At 56.6% G+C, this 22,778-nt stretch carries 20 protein-coding genes; 17 read left to right on the top strand and 3 right to left on the bottom strand.

All coding sequences use genetic code 11. The annotated features are described in order from the left end of the window. The first annotated feature begins 23 nt into the window (after window positions 1–23). The 5 genes from ACJO5Y_RS17935 to ACJO5Y_RS17915 all read left to right on the top strand — a co-directional run bounded on the left by ACJO5Y_RS17935 (window position 24) and on the right by ACJO5Y_RS17915 (window position 7,783). Window positions 24–1,772 carry a DUF1302 domain-containing protein gene (locus ACJO5Y_RS17935; RefSeq protein ID WP_406989126.1) on the top strand — a complete coding sequence of 583 codons (1,749 nt, stop codon included), beginning with the start codon at window positions 24–26 and terminating at the stop codon, window positions 1,770–1,772. Between the two features lie 24 nt (window positions 1,773–1,796). Next, window positions 1,797–3,140, top strand: a complete 1,344-nt coding sequence (locus tag ACJO5Y_RS17930) for a DUF1329 domain-containing protein (RefSeq protein WP_406989125.1) — start codon at window positions 1,797–1,799, stop codon at window positions 3,138–3,140. Between the two features lie 74 nt (window positions 3,141–3,214). Next, window positions 3,215–4,303 (top strand): WD40/YVTN/BNR-like repeat-containing protein, encoded by a 1,089-nt coding sequence (locus tag ACJO5Y_RS17925; protein WP_406989123.1) that lies wholly within the window; start codon window positions 3,215–3,217, stop codon window positions 4,301–4,303. Window positions 4,304–4,308: 5 nt separating this feature from the next. Further along, on the top strand, window positions 4,309–6,813 hold the full coding sequence (locus ACJO5Y_RS17920; protein WP_406989121.1) for an efflux RND transporter permease subunit: 2,505 nt from the start codon (window positions 4,309–4,311) through the stop codon (window positions 6,811–6,813). 88 nt (window positions 6,814–6,901) lie between these two features. Further along, window positions 6,902–7,783, top strand: coding sequence for an SDR family oxidoreductase (locus ACJO5Y_RS17915; protein WP_406989120.1), 882 nt, complete (start codon window positions 6,902–6,904; stop codon window positions 7,781–7,783). Between the two features lie 272 nt (window positions 7,784–8,055). Here ACJO5Y_RS17915 and greB read toward each other — a convergent pair whose 3' ends face one another. Then, window positions 8,056–8,541, bottom strand: a complete 486-nt coding sequence (greB, locus tag ACJO5Y_RS17910; RefSeq protein WP_406989119.1) for a transcription elongation factor GreB — start codon at window positions 8,539–8,541, stop codon at window positions 8,056–8,058. A gap of 172 nt (window positions 8,542–8,713) precedes the next feature. On the opposite strand from greB, the gene ACJO5Y_RS17905 reads away from it, so the two are divergent. Then, a complete protein-coding gene (locus tag ACJO5Y_RS17905; RefSeq protein ID WP_406989118.1) occupies window positions 8,714–9,151 on the top strand; it encodes a hypothetical protein in 438 nt (145 codons plus the stop codon). Here ACJO5Y_RS17905 and ACJO5Y_RS17900 read toward each other — a convergent pair. After that, window positions 9,148–9,459 carry a phage integrase N-terminal SAM-like domain-containing protein gene (locus ACJO5Y_RS17900; RefSeq protein ID WP_406989116.1) on the bottom strand — a complete coding sequence of 104 codons (312 nt, stop codon included), beginning with the start codon at window positions 9,457–9,459 and terminating at the stop codon, window positions 9,148–9,150. The genes ACJO5Y_RS17905 and ACJO5Y_RS17900 overlap by 4 nt on opposite strands. 149 nt (window positions 9,460–9,608) lie before the next feature. Beyond that, window positions 9,609–9,869, bottom strand: a complete 261-nt coding sequence (locus tag ACJO5Y_RS17895; protein WP_406989115.1) for an acyl-CoA-binding protein — start codon at window positions 9,867–9,869, stop codon at window positions 9,609–9,611. Between the two features lie 155 nt (window positions 9,870–10,024). Here ACJO5Y_RS17895 and ACJO5Y_RS17890 point away from each other — a divergent pair, with 155 nt between their 5' ends. The 11 genes from ACJO5Y_RS17890 (at window position 10,025) to tssH (ending at window position 22,755) form a co-directional block, all read left to right on the top strand. Beyond that, window positions 10,025–10,516, top strand: a complete 492-nt coding sequence (locus ACJO5Y_RS17890) for a DUF4442 domain-containing protein (protein ID WP_406989113.1) — start codon at window positions 10,025–10,027, stop codon at window positions 10,514–10,516. A 192-nt stretch (window positions 10,517–10,708) separates the two neighbouring features. Then, the gene (tssB, locus tag ACJO5Y_RS17885; protein WP_406989111.1) at window positions 10,709–11,206 is read left to right on the top strand and encodes a type VI secretion system contractile sheath small subunit; all 498 of its coding nucleotides are present in this window, start codon (window positions 10,709–10,711) and stop codon (window positions 11,204–11,206) included. Window positions 11,207–11,262: 56 nt separating this feature from the next. Beyond that, window positions 11,263–12,744: a type VI secretion system contractile sheath large subunit gene (gene tssC / locus ACJO5Y_RS17880; RefSeq protein WP_406989109.1), complete on the top strand. Its 1,482-nt coding sequence runs from the start codon at window positions 11,263–11,265 to the stop codon at window positions 12,742–12,744. Between the two features lie 3 nt (window positions 12,745–12,747). Continuing rightward, a complete protein-coding gene (gene tssE, locus ACJO5Y_RS17875; protein ID WP_406989108.1) occupies window positions 12,748–13,188 on the top strand; it encodes a type VI secretion system baseplate subunit TssE in 441 nt (146 codons plus the stop codon). Window positions 13,189–13,315: 127 nt separating this feature from the next. Then, window positions 13,316–15,088, top strand: a complete 1,773-nt coding sequence (tssF, locus tag ACJO5Y_RS17870; RefSeq protein WP_406989107.1) for a type VI secretion system baseplate subunit TssF — start codon at window positions 13,316–13,318, stop codon at window positions 15,086–15,088. Continuing rightward, window positions 15,052–16,068, top strand: a complete 1,017-nt coding sequence (gene tssG, locus ACJO5Y_RS17865; protein ID WP_406989105.1) for a type VI secretion system baseplate subunit TssG — start codon at window positions 15,052–15,054, stop codon at window positions 16,066–16,068. The genes tssF and tssG overlap by 37 nt, the downstream gene beginning before the upstream one ends. 22 nt (window positions 16,069–16,090) lie before the next feature. After that, window positions 16,091–17,416 carry a type VI secretion system-associated FHA domain protein TagH gene (tagH, locus tag ACJO5Y_RS17860; RefSeq protein ID WP_406989104.1) on the top strand — a complete coding sequence of 442 codons (1,326 nt, stop codon included), beginning with the start codon at window positions 16,091–16,093 and terminating at the stop codon, window positions 17,414–17,416. Beyond that, window positions 17,413–17,946 (top strand): type VI secretion system lipoprotein TssJ, encoded by a 534-nt coding sequence (tssJ, locus tag ACJO5Y_RS17855; protein WP_406989103.1) that lies wholly within the window; start codon window positions 17,413–17,415, stop codon window positions 17,944–17,946. The genes tagH and tssJ overlap by 4 nt, the downstream gene beginning before the upstream one ends. Then, window positions 17,946–19,280 carry a type VI secretion system baseplate subunit TssK gene (gene tssK / locus ACJO5Y_RS17850; RefSeq protein ID WP_406989102.1) on the top strand — a complete coding sequence of 445 codons (1,335 nt, stop codon included), beginning with the start codon at window positions 17,946–17,948 and terminating at the stop codon, window positions 19,278–19,280. Before tssJ ends, tssK begins: the two co-directional genes overlap by 1 nt. 3 nt (window positions 19,281–19,283) lie before the next feature. Then, window positions 19,284–20,111, top strand: a complete 828-nt coding sequence (gene icmH / locus ACJO5Y_RS17845) for a type IVB secretion system protein IcmH/DotU (protein WP_406989101.1) — start codon at window positions 19,284–19,286, stop codon at window positions 20,109–20,111. Between the two features lie 10 nt (window positions 20,112–20,121). After that, window positions 20,122–22,755, top strand: coding sequence for a type VI secretion system ATPase TssH (gene tssH, locus ACJO5Y_RS17840; RefSeq protein ID WP_504928341.1), 2,634 nt, complete (start codon window positions 20,122–20,124; stop codon window positions 22,753–22,755). The last annotated feature ends 23 nt before the right edge of the window (window positions 22,756–22,778 follow it).

The raw sequence follows: 22,778 nt of genomic DNA, 5'->3' as shown, positions 1-22,778 counted from the left end.
AGTTGATTTACCGGAGGGTCGAAATGTTAACAACAACAAGACCGACAAAGCTTGATAATACGAATAGCAGGCAGACGCCTGATTTCAGGTTCTCTGCCCTGGCGACAGGTGTGGCACTTTCTTTGGGGCTGGTTGCGTCCGCTCAGGCGTTCCAGGTGGATACAGGTAATCGCGATATTGAGATTGCATGGGATAATACGCTTCGATACAACCTTGGTGTGCGGGCAGAAAATATCGGCCAGGTAGGTAACAGTTCAATCTCCGACGAAGGTGAGCACTTCGCAGACAAAGGCGATATTGTTACCAATCGCGTCGACGTGCTTACTGAGTTTGATTTCATCTACAAGGGAAATTATGGCTTCAGAGTGAGCGCAGCCGGCTGGTATGACCACGCCTACAGGGATGCTGAATCAACCAGAAACCCTGACCTTAATGCGCCGGGTAGTTATGAGGATGACGAATATAGTAGCTATACCGAGAGATTCTATAAGGGGCCCTCAGGCGAAATACTGGACGCGTTTACTTTCGGTCGCTTCTACATCGGTGAAATGCCACTGACGGTAAAGGCAGGACAGCACACCGTCTACTGGGGGGAGTCTTTATCTCTGGGGGCAGCGATAAATGGTATTGCTTACTCCCAATCTCCCTTAGACTTGATTAAGGGTTTCGCTACACCAGGTGCTGGTGCAAAGGAGCTCTTTCTTCCCCTAAACCAGGTATCTACGCAGCTGATCGCAACAGATACTGTTTCCATTGCTGCTAACTATTATTTTGATTGGGAACCTACCCGAATTCCAGAAGGTGGCACTTACCTTGGTCCCGCCGATTTCGTTGCCTACGGTCCCGACGGACTTATACCGGGTACAGTGAATAATGAAGGAATAAAAGAGCCTGATAGCACTGGAGACTGGGGTGTCCAGACCCTATGGCGTCCAGGATGGCTTGATGGAACGCTTGGATTCTACTACCGCAATTTTACCGACAAGATTCCAGCATTTTTCCTCATCGGTTCTGATTATCGCTCCTATTTTGGTGAGGACATTGACCTGTTCGGTGTCAGCCTTTCGAAACAGGTGGGTGATATGAGTCTTGGTGCCGAAGTTTCATACCGAAATAACATGCCCTTGGCTGCCAGAACTCTTGGCCAGGTAGCCTTTGATCCCACCCTCCATCCCAACGGAGCACCGGAGCTTATTGATAATTCGTTTCAGGCGAGAGGTAAGACACTCCATGGCTCTGCCAGCCTTCTCGGCCTTTTGCCCAAAAGCCCACTGTGGGATTCAGGTACCTTTCGTGTCGAGGCCATTTATGCTCGACTCCAGAGTGTTGACGAGAACGAAGATATGTATCACGGCGTAGGCCATGGCACCTGTGATGAGAGTCGCCGGAACGAACTAGGCGCTAACTTCCGGGATGAGGGCGATCAGTGTGCCACCGATGATATGTGGGCCGTCTCGGTAACTGCTGAGCCGACCTGGCTTCAGGTTTTTTCGGGCGTAAATCTCTCGATGCCAATGGCATATTCGCAGACCATTGAAGGGAACGCGCCTACTCAGCTAGGCGGGAATGAAGGTAACGGCAATTACAGCATTGGTGTAAGTGCTGATTTCTACTCTAAATATACCGTTGACCTCAAATACGTTGATTACTTTGGTGATGTAAAGAGATCACAGAACGCAAATGGTGATACGGCGATCACTGGCGCAAACGGTTTGAGCACCCTATTGAGAGACCGCGGCTGGGTTGGCCTAACCGCAAAAGCGACCTTTTGATCCGATTCCCGAGGAGAACTGGATATGATTATCAAGAAAGTACTTCTAAGCATTACAGCCCTGATGTATGTGGGCGCTGCCGTCTCAGCGGTTTCTGACGAAGAAGCTGCCAAGCTGGGTAATGAACTCACTGCGGTAGGCGCTATCAAGGCTGGGAATGATGATGGAAGCATTCCCCCCTATACCGGTGGTCTTAAAGATATACCTGAAGAGTTCGAGGAGGGTAGCGGTGTTCGGCCCAATCCGTTCAGTGACGAGTCGCCATTATTCTCAATTGATGCCAGCAACATGTCTGAATATGAAGACAAGCTGACTGAGGGAACAAAGGCTTTGATGGAAAACCATTCGGATTTCCGTATCAATGTCTATGAAACGCACCGGACTTCCGCTTTTCCAGAATACATACTCGAAAATACAAGAGACTGCGCGGTAACGGCTGAAACCTATAACGGTGGTCTTTCGATGAAAGGGTGTCACGCCGGCGTCCCGTTTCCGATACCACAAACTGGGTTTGAGGCAATGTGGAACCACCTGACTCGCTATCAGGGCCGCAGTGCAGTTCTCAATTTTGAGGCATATTATGTGGATTCTGACGGCGACCGGGTAATCACTTCGGGGGGTACCTACTCAACAGACTTCCCTTACTATGACGAGAACCCCGACTCGGAGTTGTTCTCCAGGGTAAAAAGTGAATACAAGAAGCCTCGTCGTCGTAATGGTGAGACCATCATGGTCCACGATGCCCTGAATCCGACAGAACAGGGCCGCCGTGCCTACATCTACCTGCCTGCGCAGAGAAGGGTGAAACTAGCACCTTCCGTGAATTTCGATACGCCAAACCCCTCAATGGGTGGATTTGCGACCTATGATGACACGTTCATTTTCTTCGGGTCGATGGAGCGGTTTGACTTTAAACTGGTTGGTCGCAAGGAGATGTATGTCCCCTATAACACCTACGAAGCGGCGTACCACACAACGGCAGATGAACTGCTAACCGCAAATTATTTGAATCCCGACCATGTCCGCTGGGAGCTTCATCGGGTCTGGGAAGTTGAGGCAACTCTTCGGGATGATAGCCGTCATCTTTATAGTAAACGCACGTTCTATCTTGATGAAGACTCCTGGGTCGCTTTGGCATCTGATCAGTATGATCAAAGCGGAGAGCTCTACCGTCCCGCCTTCGCGATGATGACCCCAAGCTATGAGGTTCCCGCGTCATTCTCTGACAACTTCGTTGTTTACGATTTGGACGCAGGTGTTTATGCGATCAATTTCTGGACAGCGACCAGCGGCGGGGTCGAGTACGTTGATCCCATGCCTGAGCGTGCTTGGTCTCCTTCGGCTTTGACCGGCGCTGGTATTCGGTAAAACGACCCGGCGGTAGGGTGCTTTGTACTCCGCCGCCCTCATGTCAGACAAACACTCTGTTTTGAGCGTGCGTGATGCAAAACTATTCGAGAGTTACGGTTATTGTGGTTCTGCTTTTGGCCGCGGTCGGGAGCCGAGTATCCTGGGGCTTTACAGATCCCCTTGATTCGGCCTCGGCTTTTAGCCCATTGGCAGCAAAGAGCCTGTTGAACGGAGTTGCATCGGCTGGTGATCGTATCGTCGCTGTAGGCCAGAGAGGTCATGTTCTTTATTCGGATGATGACGGTGAATCATGGCAGCAGGCGCAGGTGCCCGTAAGTACCGACCTGACCGATGTTCATTTTTCGACACCAACTCATGGTTGGGCAGTGGGCCACGACGGTGTTGTTATCAAGACAGTCGATGGTGGAGAAAGCTGGATAAAGCAATTAGATGGTCGTTCTTTTGGTCAGATTTTTGAGGATTATACGGTGCCTCAGGGGCTTGACGAATTTGAATCGGAAGCACTTCAAATGGCTGCCGATCGGTTTCAGGCCCAGGGGCCAGAAAACCCCCTTCTTACAGTTTGGTTTGAAGACGAAAATAACGGATTCGTTTTTGGTGTCTTCAACCTAATCCTCCGAACCTCTGACGGAGGCAAGAGCTGGATCCCATGGATCGCCAAAACCGACAACCCAGAGGAGCTTCACTTTTATTCTGCAAAACGTATAGGAAATGAACTTTATCTGGTGGGGGAGCGAGGATTGGTCCTCAGGCTGGATCGGGAAAAGAATCGATTCGTTGATGTCTCGGTTGATTATCGGGGGACTCTGTTTGGTTTAGCGGGTGATAGCGACGTGCTGCTGGTTTTTGGTCTTAGGGGTAACCTTTTCCGAAGCGATGATGATGGTGTCAGTTGGTCAAGCGTTGAGACCGGTATGAGAAGTTCAATTACGAGCGGAACGGTTATGCCTGACGGCACAATTGTCATTGCTAATCAGAATGGTGAGTTGCTTCGGTCTGAAGACAGCGGCGGTGATTTCAAAAAAATTCGAACCGGGACCAAGCTTCCAGTAACTGACATTGTTGCTGTTGGCAGGGACAAAGTATTGGTGGTGGGTGTTCGTGGTCTGGCTGTTCAACCACTCGAACGCTCGTCACAGACTGATAACAGCGAAGAGTGACTGCTATGACTGATACTAAAAGTGGTCGTGAAGAAACACCTGTCATTTCAAACCTGAATGACTTTGATGTTAACTCCGGAAATTTACCAGAGCGCCTGATATTTAAAAATCGCATTCTGGTGGCTTTTATCTGTTTCATTATAACAATCGTTCTGGGTTATTTTGCAGCCACCAAACTGGAGATGAACGCCAGTTTTGAGAAAATGATTCCCCAGAACCATCCCTTCATTCAGAACTATCTTGACTATAAGTCAGAACTACCCGGCTTGGGTAATGCTATCCGAGTTGTGGTGGAGAACACGGAAGGCACTGTGTTCAGTGAAGGTTATCTAGAGAAGCTGCGGCAGATCACCAGGGACTTATCACTGACCGATGGTGTTCATAGGGTAGGGGTGCAGTCACTTTGGCAACCTTCTGTACGTTGGGTTGAAGTGACGGAGGAAGGTTTCCGGGGTGATGCGGTTATTGGTGACTTTTACGATGGTTCCCCCGAAAGTATTGAGCAACTGAAACGGAATGTAGCGCGCTCCAGAGTTGCTCGTGATCTCGTGGGGGATGATGAGAAGTCCAGCATGATTTTTGTGCCTTTAATGGAGCAAGATCCCAGAACGAAGGAGCCGCTGGATTATCGGAAGTTTGCTACAGAACTAGAAGAGAACATTCGTGCAAAGTATGCAAACGGGGATTCCGGGCCGGAAGTAAAAATTCGGATTATCGGGTTTGCCAAGCTTGTTGGTGACCTTATGGATGGACTTGCCAAGGTCGCGACGTTTTTTGCACTTGCTGTGCTTATTGCTGTGGTTATTATCTATAGCTACTCCCGTTGTGCTCGCAGTACCTTCGCGGTGGTGGGTGTTTCTTTGGCTGGTGTCTTATGGCAACTGGGAGTTGTTTCGGCGCTGGACTTTGTGATTGATCCATTCACTATTCTTGTGCCATTCGTGGTTTTTGCCATTGGTGTTTCTCACGGTGCGCAAATGATGAACGGCATATTGAAGGACGTGGGGCATGGTGCTCATGCCCTCGTGGCAGCACGCCATACCTTCAGACGCCTCTTCACACCCGGTGTAACCGCTTTGATCTCTGATGCTGTTGGGTTTGCTGTGTTGATGGTGATCGATTTTCCCATCATCAAAGACCTGGCAATCACAGCAAGCATTGGCGTAGCCATTCTGATTGTCACAAATCTTATCGTATTGCCGGTTTTTCTTTCATATACGGGTGTAAATAAGGCCGCTGTTCGTCGTGATCTTCAGCATTCGAGTGAGAAAGAATATGGCAAGGGAATCGGCCACGTATGGGTGCTGCTGGAAAAACTGACAGAACGGCGCCTGGCGCTGCCAACCCTCATTATCGCAGGATGCGTAGCTGCTGGGGCCTACGTAATTGGCCTAAATCTTGAGGTGGGTGACCTTGACAGCGGCGCCCCTGAGTTGCGTGCAGACTCTCGATACAACATCGATAATCGCTACATTACTGAACATTACTCCATGTCGACAGATCAGTTCGCGGTTATCGTCGCTACACCCGAGGGTGAGTGTTTAAGTTACGAGGCGTTAACCGAGGCTGATCGTCTGGCCTGGCGCCTACAGCATGTTCCGGGCGTCCAATCTACCGTAGCGTTGCCGGATGCAATCAGAACAATCACGGCGGGTGCCTACGAGGGTAGTGCAAAATGGATGACCGTTGCACGCAGTCAGGGAATACTCAATTTCGCAGGGAACCAGGTGCTCATTCATAATCCGGAACTGGCCAATACCGAATGTTCGGTTTTCCCTGTAATCGCTAACCTCACGGACCACAAGGCAGCAACACTGGAACGTGTTTCAGAGGCTGCGCTTGGTTTTGCGGAAGCGCATAGCACGGATGACCAAAAGTTCCTTCTGGCCGCGGGTAGCGCTGGTATCGAGGCTGCCACCAACAGCACAGTTGAGCAAGCGAGTACAGAGATGAAATTATATGTGTATCTCGCCGTTATTTTACTTTGTTTGGTGGCGTTCCGTAGCTGGAGAGCCGTTGTTGTTGCCGTTGTGCCACTGTTTATAACAACGTTGTTGTGTGAGGCTCTGATGGTGGTATTAGGCCTGGGCATAAAGGTTGCCACCCTTCCAGTGATTGCGTTGGGGGTCGGGATAGGCGTTGACTACGCACTCTATTTACTTTCAACTCAACTGGCATTTCAGAGAAGTGGGTTTACGCTCAGAGAGTCCTACCACAAAGCTTTACAATTTACAGGCCGAACTGTCGCGCTGGTGGGCGCTATGCTGGCAGTTGCCGTCATAACCTGGGCCTGGTCACCCATCAAGTTCCAGGCGGATATGGGAATCCTCCTTACCTTTATGTTTCTTGCCAATATGGTGGGGGCCCTGGTTCTCATACCGGCGTTATCGCACTTCTTGCTTAACCCTGCACCGATTGTTGTCTCGGATGAGAGTGAACGACAGGACACTATTCCAAGCGATGGTAATGAGAGTAATTCTGAACGCCAGGCCTTATGCGAAAGCGTCTGACGCAGAATGAACAAGGCTCGAATGCTGTTGGAAATATACGGCTACGGAGTCTTGGTCGGTAGTTAACCAAAACACCCTGGAGGATGATATGGGGTATCAATCTGTATTTCGCGACGGACTTTTTGATGGTCAGGTTGCGATCGTTACTGGTGGTGGTAGTGGTATTGGTCGTTGTACTGCTCATGAACTCGCTTCGCTGGGAGCGACCGTGGCCATTGTAGGCCGCGACCCGGAAAAGCTTGCATCTGTGAAAGCAGAGATTGAATCAGGTGGCGGAGTTGTCAGTACTCATGTGTGTGATATTCGAGAAGAATCCATGGTTGTGCAGACTGTGGAAGATGTCCTGACCAAACATGGAAGAATCGATGCGCTGATTAACAACGCAGGCGGCCAGTATCGACAGGCTCTGGAAGATATAAGCACGAACGGATTCGAGGCCGTGGTACGGAATAATCTGACCGGTGGTTTTATCTTCATGCGGGAGGTCTATAACCGGTGGATGAAAGAGCATCGTGGCAGTATCGTAAATATTATCGCTGATATGTGGCACGGTTGGCCCGCATACGCGCACTCAGGCGCTGCACGCGCAGGCATGTGGAACCTCACAGAAAGCGCAGCTTCTGAATGGGCCTCAGCTGGTGTACGGATTAACGCGGTGGCAGTAGGCGGCGTGGCCAGTAGTGGCTTTGACACATACACTCCTGAGGCCCAAAAGGAAATTCTCAAATTTCCCACCAAGATTCCCCTACAGCGCTACGGGACTGTTTCCGAGATATCCGGTGCCATTGTCTATCTGCTTTCTCCGGTGGCTGCCTATATAACTGGCACCTGCATTCGAGTGGATGGGGGTGGCCCTAACGCCCGTTTTTGTTACACCGATCTTAAGCCCCATCAGAACTCGGATCCATTTAACGGATTTCATTTAGACGAGCCGCCGAAACTGTTGACGGAGGGGCCGAAGAAAGCATGATAGGGAGAGCCCGACACTCGGCCATCAGTCTGCTCTGCAAGCCTGCAGCACAAGTATATCCAAGGTGATCGTGTAAGTGCTGCAGTTGTAATCTCAGAGTCTGTTGGCAATTATTGGTCTAGTCAAGAAACGTGAGAGCGTGGGTGTATGGGTACCAAGAAAAAGGGTCGGTCGAGTCTTGGTGTGGTGGTAAGTAGTTGAAAAAATAAAGAAAAATGGCCATATAGAGAGGGTTCGAACCTCTGGCCTCTGCTTCCGGAGGGCGCCGAAACTTAATCCGGATCCGTTGGTTGGTAACTGATTTTTTCAATTTCCCAGTATTTTTCATCATCGGGCGTTTTGACGACGATCTCGTCTCCTTCGCACTTGCCCAGGCACGCCCTGACAATGGGGGCGTTGACGGAAACGTAGTTCTTTTTGCCGTAGATCTCATCAACTCCGACAATTCTGAATGACAAGGTATGGTCATCGTCATCCACCAGGGTAACCCAGGCGCCAAAAAAGGCCTTTCCTTCCTGAGCAGGACTGTAATCAACAACACGCAATTTGGATAACCGCTGTCGCAGGTATCGGACTCTTCGATCAATTTCCCTGAGTCTTTTCTTATTGTATTGGTAGTCCGCGTTTTCGGAACGATCACCGAGACTGGCTGCCCACTGCACCTTCTTGGTGACCATGGGCCGTTCCTCGCGCCACAGATAATCAAGCTCTTTTTTGAGTTCTTCGTGGCCTTCCCGGGTAATTACATTGGTGTCCATGTGAACCTGTAAATATATGAGAGCTTTATTGGCGACATTGTAAACCTCGCTGGTTTTCCTTGATACCCGGGGTAGTCACAGTGAAAACCGTCACAAACCTGACGACTCGTTGAGTTTTTTGTCGCCTTTGGCGATAGACTGATCAAAAATTGACTCACGGATCGGGTTTGGTATGGGTTCTTTCTGGAAATTCACAGGTGGTTTTGTGCTGACTCTGGCCCTGTCGCCCGCGTCACTGCTGGCGCAGACGATGGCTGAAGGTGAGGGCGGCGAAGCCTTTGACTACCGCGAGCGTTCCACGATGGAAACGATCCCCCTGCGGTCCATGGCTGAGGACACCCTGGCCAATACCGTCATCGAGGGTGGGCTGGAAGCGCCTGCGGCCGGGGTGCCGGTACAGCCACGCACCGATGAGGACTTCTATCTTGATCCCCTGGCCTTGCAGCCAAGGGATCCTCGCACCGACCTGGGCCGCAGCGAAATTCCAGTGGAATTCCGCTTCAGCAACCCCAAGGTGATTCCCGGCCAGACCCACAGCAACAACTATACGATCCGCCCGCCGGAGAACCGTACCTATGAGGCGCAGAACATCAATATGATTGAGCGTTAGGCGGCTGCGGTCTGTTCGGCTGGTGTCTTCCCGAGTACATCCTCATAGAAAAACGTCAGGGCCTGGCTGGCCTGGTTCAGGCGTGCCCGTGACAGCTGAATACGGTCCTTCAGGTAGGTCAGAAACAGTTGGCGGTCTTTGGTTTCCAGGTGCTGCGGGTCCTTCAACTCGTGAAACAGCACGAACCGTGATATCCAGTGCAGGTAGGTTTGCTTTGCCCGCTGGTTCAGTTGGTGTTTCTGGATTGCTTCGTTAACGCGGCCGACAAGGCCCGGCTGGGTTTGTTCCAGCGCCTCGGTAATGTCCATGGCTACTCTTCCGGATGCATTGTTGTTTTTATGTTGCGCGCATCTTATGACAATCATTTGAATGTCGCAAAATATTTAGGGCGGGTTGCCGGCATCGGGGCCTGATCCGCTGATAGTGGGCGCCCCGGCCGGCAAAGGTCTGGGCAGGATTATTTCAGGGCGTTGAGCTTGTCGATGTATTTCTGCATGGCTTCCTCGCCTGAGGTGCCTTTCAGTTCGGCCCAGGCGTCGTACTTGGCGCGACCCACGAAGTCCATCATGCCCGGGCGCTTGCCGCTGACATCCCCTTCGGTTGCCTGCTTGTAGAGGGCGTAGAACTCCAGCTTCACTTCGTTGGATGGCTTGAAATCGCCTTCAGCGGTCTGGATATAGTTAACCGCTTCGTCAAACTGGGCTTTCAGGTCACTCATGGCTGTTTCCTATGTTATTGAGAGGGTTATCCGTGAACTACGGTTTTGCCGAGTATAGCCACAGAGGTGACGGGCGTCATTGACTGAACGTTCCTTTCCTTCGACGAATGGGTTATTGTCCTGCCTCAAAATTTCAGCTAACTGGAGAGACGTCCATGGCCGCCACCAACAAACTGGCCGGTATTGTCGGCAGAATCAACAAACTACCCACGTTTGCCCGGTCGCGGGCGCTGACCCTGTTTTTTGGCAAAGTGGTGCCGTTCACGGGTACTGCCGGTATTCGCATTGAGCACCTGGACGCCGAGCGTTGTGTCATCAGTATTGCCAACAAGCGCCGGGTGCAGAATCACATTGGTGGTGTTCATGCCGTGGCGTCCCTGTTGCTGGCGGAGTCCGCGACCGGGTTCCTGGTGGGTCTGAACGTGCCGGACGACAAGATCCCCGTGATCAAGACCGCCCATGCGGAGTACACCCGTCGCGCCAAGGGTGACATGACCGTGGAAGCCCGCCTGACCCCGGAACAGCGGGAGCGGATGCAGGTGGATGACAAGGGGGACACCTCCGTACCGGTCACCATCCGTGACAGCGAAGACCAGCAGCCCATCGAGATTGAAATGATCTGGGCCTGGACGCCAAAGCGTCGTTAATTGCGGACACCAGAGGTGTTAATCCGGGCTTTGTTTGGCAAAACTTTGCCCGGGCGCACATTTTTGCCATGCGCTGGCCAATTTTTGCTTGAGAATGGATATCATCCTGTGTAGAGTTTTGACCGTTGCGTAGCAGGACGGTACGCATCAGGGATTGAACTACTGCAAATGATTTGCACAGGGAGCAAGCGCATGTCTTCAAAAGACGGTTCCGTCGCGCCGAAAGAGCGCATCAATATCAAATATGTCCCCGCCACTGGTGATCAGCAGGCTGAAACCGAACTGCCACTGAAAATGTTCGTGGTTGGTGATTTCAAGGGACAGCCCGAAGAAACCCCCATCGAGGACCGAAAGGCCATCTCCGTCGACAAGAACAACTTCCGTTCTGTCATGAAGGAAGCCGATCTTAGCCTCACCACCACGGTATCCAACCAGCTGGATGACAACGCCGACGAACTGCCGGTGAACCTGGCATTCCAGACTCTGGACGACTTTTCCCCGGATGGCATTGCCCGCCAGGTACCTGAACTGAACAAGCTCATCGAGCTTCGCGAAGCCCTGGTTGCCCTCAAGGGCCCGCTGGGTAACGTGCCGTCATTCCGGTCCAAGCTGCAGGAACTGCTGGACAATGACGACGCCCGGGACAAACTGCTGGCCGAACTGGAACTGGCCACAGACAGCGACGAATAACCGAACGTTCGCCGTCAATCTCCGACTTAATTCAAAACGTACTGAAGGGATGTGGTATGTCTGACACTGCTGAGCAGCAATCTGCTGCCTCCGAATCCGTAGCGGAAGGGTCCTTGCTGGACCAGGTCATGGCCAACAGCCGAATGGCGCCGGCCGACGAAGGCTACGATGTGGCCCGCAAAGGGGTGGCGACTTTTATTGCCAACCTGCTGAAAAGCGATGAGAAAGGCCAGCCGGTCAACAAGGCGCTGGTGGATCAGATGGTGGTCGAGCTGGATCGCAAGATCAGCGCCCAGATGGATGAAATCCTGCACGCGCCCAAGCTGCAGGAGCTGGAATCGTCCTGGCGGGGCCTGAAGCTGATGGTCGATCGCACCGATTTCCGCGAGAACATCAAAGTGGACATCCTCCACGCCACCAAGACCGAGCTGCTGGAAGACTTCGAGTTCGCCCCGGATGTCACCCAGGCTGGTTTCTACAAGCACATTTACTCTACCGAGTACGGCCAGTTTGGCGGTGAGCCCGTGGGCGCCGTGGTTGGCAACTACGCCTTCACCCCGTCCACCCCGGACATGAAACTGCTGCAGTACGTGTCCTCCGTGGGAGCCATGGCCCATGCGCCGTTCCTGTCGTCCGTGGCGCCGTCCTTCTTCGGCGTTGACAGCTACCAGGAACTGCCCGCCATCAAGGAACTGAAAGCGGTCTTCGAAGGCCCGAAATACGCCAAGTGGCGCTCCCTGCGTGAGTCCGAAGATGCCCGCTACCTGGGCCTGACCTCACCGCGTTTCCTGCTGCGGGTGCCTTACGACCCCACTGAAAACCCGGTGCGCAGCTTCAACTACAAGGAAGACGTGTCCGGCGACCACGAGCATTACCTGTGGGGCAACACCGCCTATCTGTTGGCCACACGCCTGACTGAAAGCTTTGCCAAGTACCGCTGGTGCCCGAACATCATCGGCCCGCAAAGTGGCGGTGCGGTAGAAGACCTGCCGGTGCACCTGTTCGAATCCTTCGGCCAGCTGGAAGCCAAGATTCCGACCGAAGTGCTGATCACCGACCGTCGCGAATACGAAATGGCCGACGAAGGCTTCATCGCCCTGACCATGCGCAAGGGTAGCGACAACGCGGCGTTCTTCTCCGCCAACTCGGTGCAGAAGCCCAAGCAGTTCCCGAACACCAAGGAAGGCAAGGAAGCGGAAACCAACTACAAGCTGGGTACGCAACTGCCTTACATGATGATCGTGAACCGCCTGGCGCACTACATCAAAGTACTGCAGCGGGAACAGATCGGTTCCTGGAAAGAGCGCCAGGACCTTGAGCGGGAACTGAACACCTGGATTCGCCAGTACGTCGCCGACCAGGAAAATCCGCCGGCGGATGTCCGCAGCCGTCGCCCGCTCCGCGCGGCGCAGGTGACCGTATCCGACGTCGAAGGCGATCCGGGCTGGTACCAGGTATCCCTGGCGGTTCGGCCCCACTTCAAGTACATGGGCGCCAACTTCGAACTGTCACTGGTTGGCCGACTGGACAAGGATTAATCCGTGTTCAATCACCCGGCCAGCGACGGATCGCAGGCCAGCAGCGGCAGCCTGTTCGAACGACTGGAACAGGCCGCCGAGCCGGCCGGCCAGAGCATGGGGGAAGTCTCCCACGTTGTTGAATCCATCAAACGCCACCTGGTCCGCCTGCTGAATGCCCATCCGGGTAACAGCGCCAGCGTACCGGACCTGGGCCTGCTGGACTTCAACGACGCCACGCTCGGCACTCACGATCTGAGCGTTCAGATCCGCGGCGCGATCCGACAGTGCATTGAGAAGTTTGAACCCAGGGTGAAGCGGGTGGATGTCGTCAACCTGCCGCAGGGGCCAGACCCCTTGCAGTTGCGGTTTCAGGTGACGGTCTACCTTCGCGTTGGTTCGGAAGACGATAAGACGACCATCGATTTGTTATTGGATGACAAGCGCTACTATCGAGTGATGTAGCGGGCAAGGATGAGAGGGGGAGGGGGATGCTTTTCTGGCGGGAATAAAGGTGTCTGAGCGCAGCGAGTTCTTTTTCCCAGAAGAAAAGCATCCCCCTCCCCCTCGGACCCAGACTGGTGCAGTAGTTATGAAGTTGAACCGATTTTACAGGGACGAGTTAAGTTTTCTCAGGCTTCAAGGCCGGGAATTCGCGGATGCCCATCCGCAGCTGACAAGGTTTCTGTCGGAGCAAAGCACCGATCCGGACGTTGAACGGCTGCTGGAAGGCTTTGCCTTTCTGACCGGCAAACTCCGCGAAAAAGTCGAAGACGAATTCCCCGAGATTACCCACTCGCTGCTGAACATGCTGTGGCCGAACTACCTGCGGCCGGTGCCAAGCTGCACCATCATGCGGTTTGATCCGCAGTTGCACTCCATCAGCGAGCGCCAGCGGGTAGACCGGCATACCGAAATCAAAAGCCGACCGCTGGGCGATGCCACCCGCCAGACCCAGTGCCGGTTCCGTACCTGCCGCGCTGTCGACGTGTATCCAGTGAGCGTAGCGGCGGCGCACGCCGAGCACTCGAGGGAAGTATCCTCCGTGACCGTGGATCTGGCGTTGCATACCGATCAACCGCTGTCGTCACTGGGAATGGACAGCCTGCGGTTCTACCTGGGTGGCGAGAGCCATATTGCGGAAACCCTGTTCCTCTGGCTGAACCACTACCTGGAACGGATTGAACTGGTGGTGGGCGAATCCGTCTACCGTTTGCCGGCGTCCCTGCTACAACCGGTCGGGTTCGGGAATGACGAAGGGTTGCTGCCGTATCCGAAGAACGCCTACCCGGGTTATCGGATATTGCAGGAGTACCTCAGCTTCCCCGAGGCCTTCCGATTCGTGGATATCCACGGCCTCGCGCGGCGGTTGCCGGCGGTACAGGCGGACGAGATCAGCCTGCGGTTTCATTTCAGCCGGATCCTGCCGCCGGACGCCAAAGTGCGGGAAGAGAATTTCCAGCTCTACTGCACGCCGGCGGTGAACCTGTTCACCCACGAAGCGGAGCCGGTAGACCTGAACGGGCGGCAGACCGAATACCGGATCTCGCCCTCCAGCCGCTCGCCGGATCACTACGAAGTGTTCAGCATCGAACAGGTGGAAGGCTGGCTGGAAGGCCGCTCCGGGCGGGGCGAACCGCGCATCTATACCGCGTTCGAGAGCTTTCAGCACGAAGTGGAACGGGATCGTGGCCGCACCGCACTGTATTACCGGGTGCGGGCGCGGGACAGCGTTCGCGGTGATGGCTTTGATCATTACATGTCGTTTGTGCGGGGCGACGAGTCCGAGTGCCTGAGTCGCCAGGAAGCCATCTCCCTGACGCTCACCTGCACCAACCGCCAGTTGCCGAGCCAACTGGCGGTGGGGGAGATCTGCATGGCGACGGAGAGTACGCCGGCGTTCGCCACCTTCAGCAACATTACCCGGCCCACGGCCACATTGAGGCCGACGCTGGACGGCAGCCTGCTGTGGACGCTGATCTCCAACCTGTCGCTGAACTACCTGTCCATGCTGGATGTGGACGCTCTGCGCACGGTGCTGCGGGTTTACGACTTCCGTGCGCTGGTGGATCGCCAGGCCGAGCGCGTGTCCCAGAAGCGGTTGTCCGGCATTGCGGGCATAGAAACCTCACCGGTGGATCGCATGGTGCGGGGATTGCCGGTGCGGGGGATTCGGTCAGTACTGAAGCTGGACCAGACAGCGTTCGCCTCGGAAGGCGATCTGTACCTGTTTGGCACGGTTCTCAGCCAGTTTTTTGCGCTTTACGCGAGCATTAACGCCTTTCACCAATTGGAAGTGGTGAATACAGACAATCAGGAACGGTATACATGGACGTTACAGCAAGGTCAGCAGCCGCTGATGTAGCCGAGCTGCAGCCGGTTCTGGGCAACGCACGGCGCTACAGTTTCTTTCAGCTGGTGGATCTGATTCACCGGCACCACGGGGATGACCTCGAGCGGTCCCAGGATGACCTGCCCCGGCGTGAGCGCATTCGCTTCTCGGCATCGGCCGGGCTGGGGTTCCCGGGCAGCGACGTGGTCTCGGCGTTCTCGCCGGAGCATGAGCACGCGCCTTACCAGATGGAAGTCAGCTTTCTGGGGCTGCACGGATCGCAGTCGCCGCTGCCCGGTTACTACCTGGAAGATCTGGCCTGGGAAGCGGGTCAGGAGCTGGGCATTCGCCGTCACTTCCTGGACTTTTTCAATCACCGGCTGGTGACCCTGTTTCACCGGGCCTGGCGCAAGTACCGCTATTACGTGCGTTTCAGACCCGGCGCGTCGGACGGTTTTTCCGACCACATATTCGCCCTGGTGGGCCTCGGCGACAGCCGCCTGCGGGACGCAACCCCGGTCAACTGGTCAAAGATGCTGGCCTACGCCGGATTGATGGCCGGCCGCAGTCGTTCTCCGGAAGTGGTCAGCGGCATTGTTGCCCACTGTTTCGATCTGGATGACGTCAGTATCGAGCAGTGGGTGTTGCGTCGGGTGGCCATCCCGGACGACCAGCAAACACAGCTGGGGCGTGCCAACGCGGCGCTGGGGCACGACACACTGGTCGGCAACGGTATCCGCGATCGCAGTGGCAAATTCATCCTGCGCATTCGCAACCTGGATCGTCAGCGCTTTGCCGACTTCCTGCCCAATGGCAAGGACCATCAGCGGCTGGTGAAACTGGTGGAGTTCACCACCCGGGAACAACTGGCCTACGACCTGGAACTGCAGATGCGGCCAAAAGATGTGAAGCCGATGCAGACAGGGGCAGAAGTACGGCTGGGCTGGAATTCGTTTTTGACCCCGGAGAAGGCCCGCAAGCTGCCGGCGGTTCGCCTCCAGATTCGCCGCTGAGCCAACGACAAGGAAACCGGACATGGATGAACGTCAGTCACTGAAGCTGGAAATCAGCAACCCGGCCAGCATGGGCAGCGGCCTGGTGCCGCAGCATGTTTTCACCATGGCGGGGGGATCCATTGGCACCGCGGAGAACGACACTTGGAAGTTGTCATCTCATCGCACCGGGGCCATGGCTGGACACGCCGAGGTGCGATTCATTGACGGGGTATTCTGCCTCATCGATCGCAGTGGCCGCACCTATATCAACAGCGCCAGCCAACCCATCGGCCGTGGTCGCCGGGCGCGTCTGAACAGCGGTGACACCATCACCATCGGGCGTTACCAGATCCGCGCCGAGCTGATGCGCGGTCGCCAGAGCGGCTCCGGCCCGGCTCCGTTCGGCGAGGGTGAGGATCGTACCCTGGTGGATGTGGAGGAAAGCGGGCTGGTCCGGGGAGAGGGCAGGGAGCTGGAAACCGCGGGCCATGAGCCTTTGCAGGGGCTGGCGCCGGCCCCGGGGCAGTCGGTCAGCACGGATCCGCTGGATCACTGGGCGTCGGATGACACCAGTCAGTCGGAAGAGACCAGCACCCGCGAGGCGGATCTGTTGGCAAGCAAGCCCGAATGGTTCGCTACCGAGGGTGAAGTAACCGATGAATACCGGGAACATCGTGATGTCGCGGTCGGACTGCCGGTCAGACAAGGAGAGCAGGACAGGATGTCAGTACAACTACCCCGTAAAACGAAACAGGAAGCCACCGACCAGAGTCGCCAGCACATCAGTGGCGCGCCGCTGCTCAAGGGCATGGAGTCCGAACTGGGCTTTGATGACAGCGACGAGATGCGGTTGTTCCTGGAAGAGGCCGGCCAGACCCTGAAAGCCACGGTGGAGGGCCTGCTGGCGCTACACCAGGGCGAGGACAGCCGCCACCAGGCGCTGCGCACGCGGCTGCAACCCATTGAGGACAACCCGCTGCGTCTGGGGCAGACCTACCAGGACACGGTCCAGACCCTGTTTGCCAGCCAGCGCAGCCCCGTTCACCTGTCCGCGCCAGCCGCCGTGAGCGAGAGCCTGCAGAGTCTGCGTCACCATCAGATCGCCACCAGCGAAGCCATTAGCGAAGCGCTGGACGCCATCCTTCACGCCTTTTCCCCGGAGGCCCTGCTGCGCCGTTTCCACGGTTACCGTCGTGGGCTGCAGCAGCATGAGGACGAAGGCCGCTGGGCCTGGGACATGTACCAGCATTATTACCGCGAACTTAAATCCAGTCGTCAGCAGGGGTTTGAGCGTCTCTTCCAGGAGGTGTTCGAACAGGCTTACGACCAGCACTTGCGTCAACTACAGAGGGAGAATCTGTCGTGAAATACAGTAAAGGGATTTTACTGGCCGTTGTCTTTGCGATGGTGGGGTGCAGCACACCCTACAACGCTGTCTCGAAAACCGCCAAGGTACTGTGGGACCCGGATATCCCCGTGGGCTATCCAGAGGATCTGCCCAGCCGCGTGGATCTCACCATGCTGGCGGAGCCGGACGTGAACCCGAACGAGTCGCTGGCGCCGACCCCGATTGCGTTCCAGGTAATCGAAATGCGGGACAGATCCATGCTGATGGCCGGGGATTTTGACCAGTTACTGAACGACCTGGAGGACTCACTGGGGCAGAACTACATCGATCACGATGATTATTCCCTGGTGCCCGGGCAGTTCCGGTTTATCGAACCGTTCGAGATCAGCGAGGATACGCGCTTTATCGGCATCATCGCGTTCTATGCCTACCCCAACCTGTCCCAGTGGAAGAAAGTGGTGAAGGTGGATCCCATTGGTGGTCGTTATCACCTGCTGGTCAACCTGCGCGAGCGGGAAGTTCAACTCAGAAGATCGGATGAATCCTGATGGCTGTCATGAATCGAGTGGTCTGGAGTGACGGGCTGTTCATCAAACCCCAGCACTTCCAGCAGCAACAACGATACCTGGAACACCAGATCAACGAACGGGCGCTGGCGATTTCGGATTACCTGTACGGCTTTGGCGATCTGGAACTGAACGCTGAATACCTGAGTTTCGGACGTATCGGCCTGGTGCATGCCAGCGGGCTGTTTCCGGATGGAACCCGTTTCAGTCTGCCCCAGGATGACGTGACGCCGGAGCCACTGGAAATCACCGACGCGTCCGTCGCCAACCAGGTGGTGTATCTGGCGCTGCCCCTGAGCAGCGACGCCCTGGCGGAAGTGGAATGGCCGGAGGCCGCCGTTTCCGGGCGGTTTCGTGCCCAAACCGAGGAAGTCCGTGACCTGCACTCCATTGACGGAGACGCCCATGCCATTGATGTGGCACGGGTGGCGCCGCGACTGATGCTGGAGCGTGAGGACCGTAGCGCCTACGCCGCCCTGGCCATCGGCCGGATCCTGGAGAAACGCCCGGACGGCAGCCTGGTGATGGACCCCAACTTCATGCCCACCATGCTGAGCGTGCGGGCGGCTCCGCGCCTTCAACGGTTCGTCGGCGAAATGGCAGGGTTGATGAAGGAACGGGCAAGGAACATTGCCGAACGTGTCGGCGCACCGGGGCAGGGTGGCGTCGCCGATGTGGCGGATTTCATGCTGCTGCAGATGCTCAACCGGGCCCACCCCCGCTTCATGCACCTGGCCCGCCTGCGCCAGCTCCACCCCGAGCGGCTGTATGAGGCCCTGCTGGAACTGTGCGGTGAGCTGGTAACGTTCACCGATGAAAACCGGCTGCCCCGGGAATACGCGGCCTACGACCATGACCTGCCGGAAGCGTCGTTCACGCCGCTGATGCAGGTGCTAAGGCAGTCCCTGAGCACGGTTCTGGAGCCGCGCGCACTGGCGATCCAGCTGCAGGAGCGGCAGTACGGCCTCACCGTGGCGCCCATCCAGGATACCCATTTGCCGAGCAGTGCGGAGTTCATCCTGGCAGTGAAAGCAGACATGCCACTGGACGACCTGCGCAAGCAGTTCACCCAGCAGTGCAAGGTGGCCTCGGTGGAGAAGATTCGCGATCTGATCAGCTTGCAGTTGCCGGGTATCCCGCTGTCGGCACTGCCGGTGGCGCCGCGTCAATTGCCGTACCACGCCGGCTTTGTGTATTTCCGTCTGGACGACCAGAGCCAGGCCTGGCAGATGCTCGACAACGCCAGCGGTTTTGCCTTCCACGTGGCCGGCAGTTTCCCCGGTATGGAAATGCAGTTCTGGGCAATCAGGAGCTAAATCATGGCAGATGCACCGGTGATGGATTCACCCAATGGCAACATGGAAACCGATGGCAGTGCGTTCAGTGACCTGATGTTTGCGGACAGCGGTGACAACGACCGCGCCGTCAGCCAGGGTTTTGCCAACCAACAGTTCCAGCTTCGTGGTCTGGAAGACAACCGGCTGATCGATGCGGCCACGCCGCTGCTGGGCCTGGTCATCCGGGTGCGCCGGCTGGCGGATTTCCGGGAAGTGGAAACGCTGTACCGGCAGGTGGTGGACGAAGTGGCAGCCATCGACCGGGAACTGGTGGAGCAGGGTTATGAGCGCCCGACGGTGGTGGCCTATCGCTACGTGCTCTGCGCCTTCATCGACGAGGCAGTGCTGGGTACGGACTGGGGCGCGCACAGCGTGTGGTCCCAGCATTCCCTGCTGTCCCGCTTCCACAACGAAACCTGGGGCGGTGAAAAGGTCTTCGCCATCCTCTCCCGCATGGAACGGGAACCGGCGCGCTACCGGGACATGCTGGCGTTTATCTACCTGTGCCTGTGCCTGGGATTTGAGGGCCGCTACAAGGTCATGACCAATGGCCGCGAGGAATACGAGGACATTATCCGTGGTCTTCACGAACAGCTGAAAAGCCTGCGGGACAACGACCAGGACCAACCCCTGGCGGATGCCCTGGCGAATGTCACCCCGGCACGCAACCACCTGCGCAGCGGCTTGCCGATCTGGGGGATTGGCGGCCTGTTTGTGTTGGCCATGGCCGGAATCTATTCGCTCTACAACATGGCGCTGAACGAACGCATCAGGGATGTGCTCAGCGTACTGGAACAACTACCGAAATAAGGATATCACTGTGATTCGGGTAGAACTGCCGGCGCTGATCGGGCGCCTCAACGACATTTGCCGCCAGGGGCTGGAATCCTCTGCGGCCCTTTGCATCAGCCGTCAGGGCGCGGAAATCACCCCGGCCCATATGCTGTTCAAGCTGCTGGAAACACCGTTCTCCGACGTGCGCCAGATTCTGGACCATGCCGGCATCAACCACCTGGAGTTTCAGCCCCTGGTGGGCGACAGCCTCAATGGCGAGCCCCAGACGGCGGAGCCCTATCCCTCGTTCTCACCGTTGCTGGTGGACCTGCTGCAGGACGCCTGGCTGCTGGCTTCCACCGAACTGGGCCACAAGGAATTGCGTTCCGGTGCCATTTTCCTCGCCCTGCTGATGAACGCGGACCGTTACCTGATGCCCCGGGTCAGCCAGCAACTGCGCGACATCAACCGCGAACAACTGCGTCGCCAGTTCGATGCCATGACCGTCGGCTCCGCTGAACGCCCGGAACTGGAACAGGGCGATGGCAAGGCGCCGCTGGCCGAGACCGACATGGACCCGCTCAAGCGTTACGCCACCGACTTCACCGCGCTGGCCCGTGGCGGAAAGCTGGACCCGGTGGTGTGCCGCGACGCCGAAATCGACCAGATGATCGACATCCTCTGCCGCCGCCGCAAGAACAACCCCATCGTGGTGGGCGATGCCGGCGTGGGCAAAAGCGCCGTGGTGGAGGGCCTCGCCCTGCGCATCGTCAACGGCGATGTACCGGAGCGCCTGACCGGCGTGGAACTGTGGACCCTCGACATGGGCGCGCTGCAGGCCGGCGCTTCCGTCAAAGGCGAGTTCGAGAAGCGCCTCAAGGGTGTTATCGAAGCCGTGAAAGGCTCTGCCACCCCGATCATCCTGTTCATCGACGAAGCCCACACCATAATCGGCGCCGGCAACAGCGAAGGCGGCTCCGACGCCGCCAACCTGCTGAAACCGGCCCTGGCCCGTGGCGAGCTGCGGACCATCGCCGCGACCACCTGGCGCGAGTACAAGAAATACTTCGAAAAAGACCCGGCCCTGAGCCGCCGCTTCCAACCGGTGGCCCTGGACGAACCGACGCCGGGCGAAGCGGTCCACATCCTCCGTGGCCTGCGCACCGTCTACGAAAAAGCGCATAAAGTACTGATCGCCGACAGCGCCCTCAAAGCCGCTGCCGAAATGTCCGCCCGCTACCTGGCTGGCCGACAGTTGCCGGACAAAGCCATCGACGTACTGGACACCGCCTGCGCCCGGGTCAGCCTTAACCTGAGCACCCCGCCGCGTCGACTCAGCCACGTGCGCAGCGAACTGCACCAGCTGGCCATGGAACAGGACCTGCTCAGCCGCGAACACACCCTGGGCCAGACTGTCGACGCCGACCGCGAGCGCGAACTGGAAGCACGGATCGCCGCGCTTGAGGAAGAAACCGCGGAACTGGAGCAGAGCTGGAACGACCAGCGAGAACTGGTCAACCGCCTCGTGGACATCCGCGAGCAATTGCTGACCGACGACCAAACCGTTGAGGGCACTTCCGGCGAAGAACCTGAGGCCACTAACGAAGAACGCCCGGACCTGAAAAGCGAGGCCGCCGCCATCGAACAGGAACTGGCCGAACTGCAGGCCGACGAACCGCTGGTCCACGCCCGGGTAGACTCCCGACAGGTCGCCGAAGTCATTGCTGACTGGACCGGTATCCCGGTCAATCGCATGACCACCGATGAACTGGAAAAAATCACCCACCTGCCGGCGTACCTGCAGGCCCACATCAAAGGCCAAGACACCGCCATCGACAGCCTGCACCAGCACCTGCTCACCGCCCGCGCCGACCTCCGTCGCCCGGGCCGCCCCATGGGCGCATTCCTGCTGGCCGGCCCCAGTGGCGTGGGTAAAACCGAAACCGTGGTGCAACTGTCCGAACTGCTCTACGGCGGCCGCCAGTTCCTCACCACCATCAACATGTCCGAATACCAGGAGAAACACACCGTTTCCCGCCTGATCGGCTCACCCCCGGGCTACGTCGGGTTCGGCGAAGGCGGCATCCTCACCGAAGCCATCCGCCAGAAACCCTACTCCGTGGTGCTGCTCGACGAAGTCGAAAAAGCCCACCCGGAAGTCCTCAACCTGTTCTACCAGGCCTTCGACAAGGGCGAACTGGCAGACGGCGAAGGCCGCCTGATCGACTGCAAAAACGTGGTGTTCTTCCTCACCTCCAACCTCGGCTACCAGACCATCGTCAACCACGCCGAAGAACCGGAGAAAATTGAAGAAGCCCTCTATCCGGAACTGGCCGACTTCTTCAAACCGGCGCTGCTGGCCCGCATGGAAGTGGTGCCTTATTTGCCGCTGGGCGAAGACACCCTTAACCGCATCGTTGGCGACAAACTCGAGCGCCTGGCGGACCAGATCAAGAATCGCTACCACACCGAAGTGGTGCTGGAAGACGGCCTGGTTGAAGCCATCCGCAGCCGTGCGACGAGAAGCGAAAACGGCGCGAGGATGCTGGAGTCGATTATTGAAGGTGAGCTGTTGCCACCCGTTTCACTGGCGTTGCTGGAGAAGCTGGCAGCAAGAGAACCGGTTAAAAGTGTCACTTTAGGCGTAGAGAACGAGAAATTCACCGGGGTTGTTGCTTAAGGCAACTGGGAAGTAGCGGGCCC

Origin of the sequence: Marinobacter alkalisoli, from assembly GCF_045449855.1 — a bacterium.
In the GTDB taxonomy this organism is placed as follows: Bacteria; Pseudomonadota; Gammaproteobacteria; order Pseudomonadales; family Oleiphilaceae; genus Marinobacter.
Note: the sequence above shows the minus strand (reverse complement) of the source record. Positions and strands in the feature narration are given on the sequence as shown.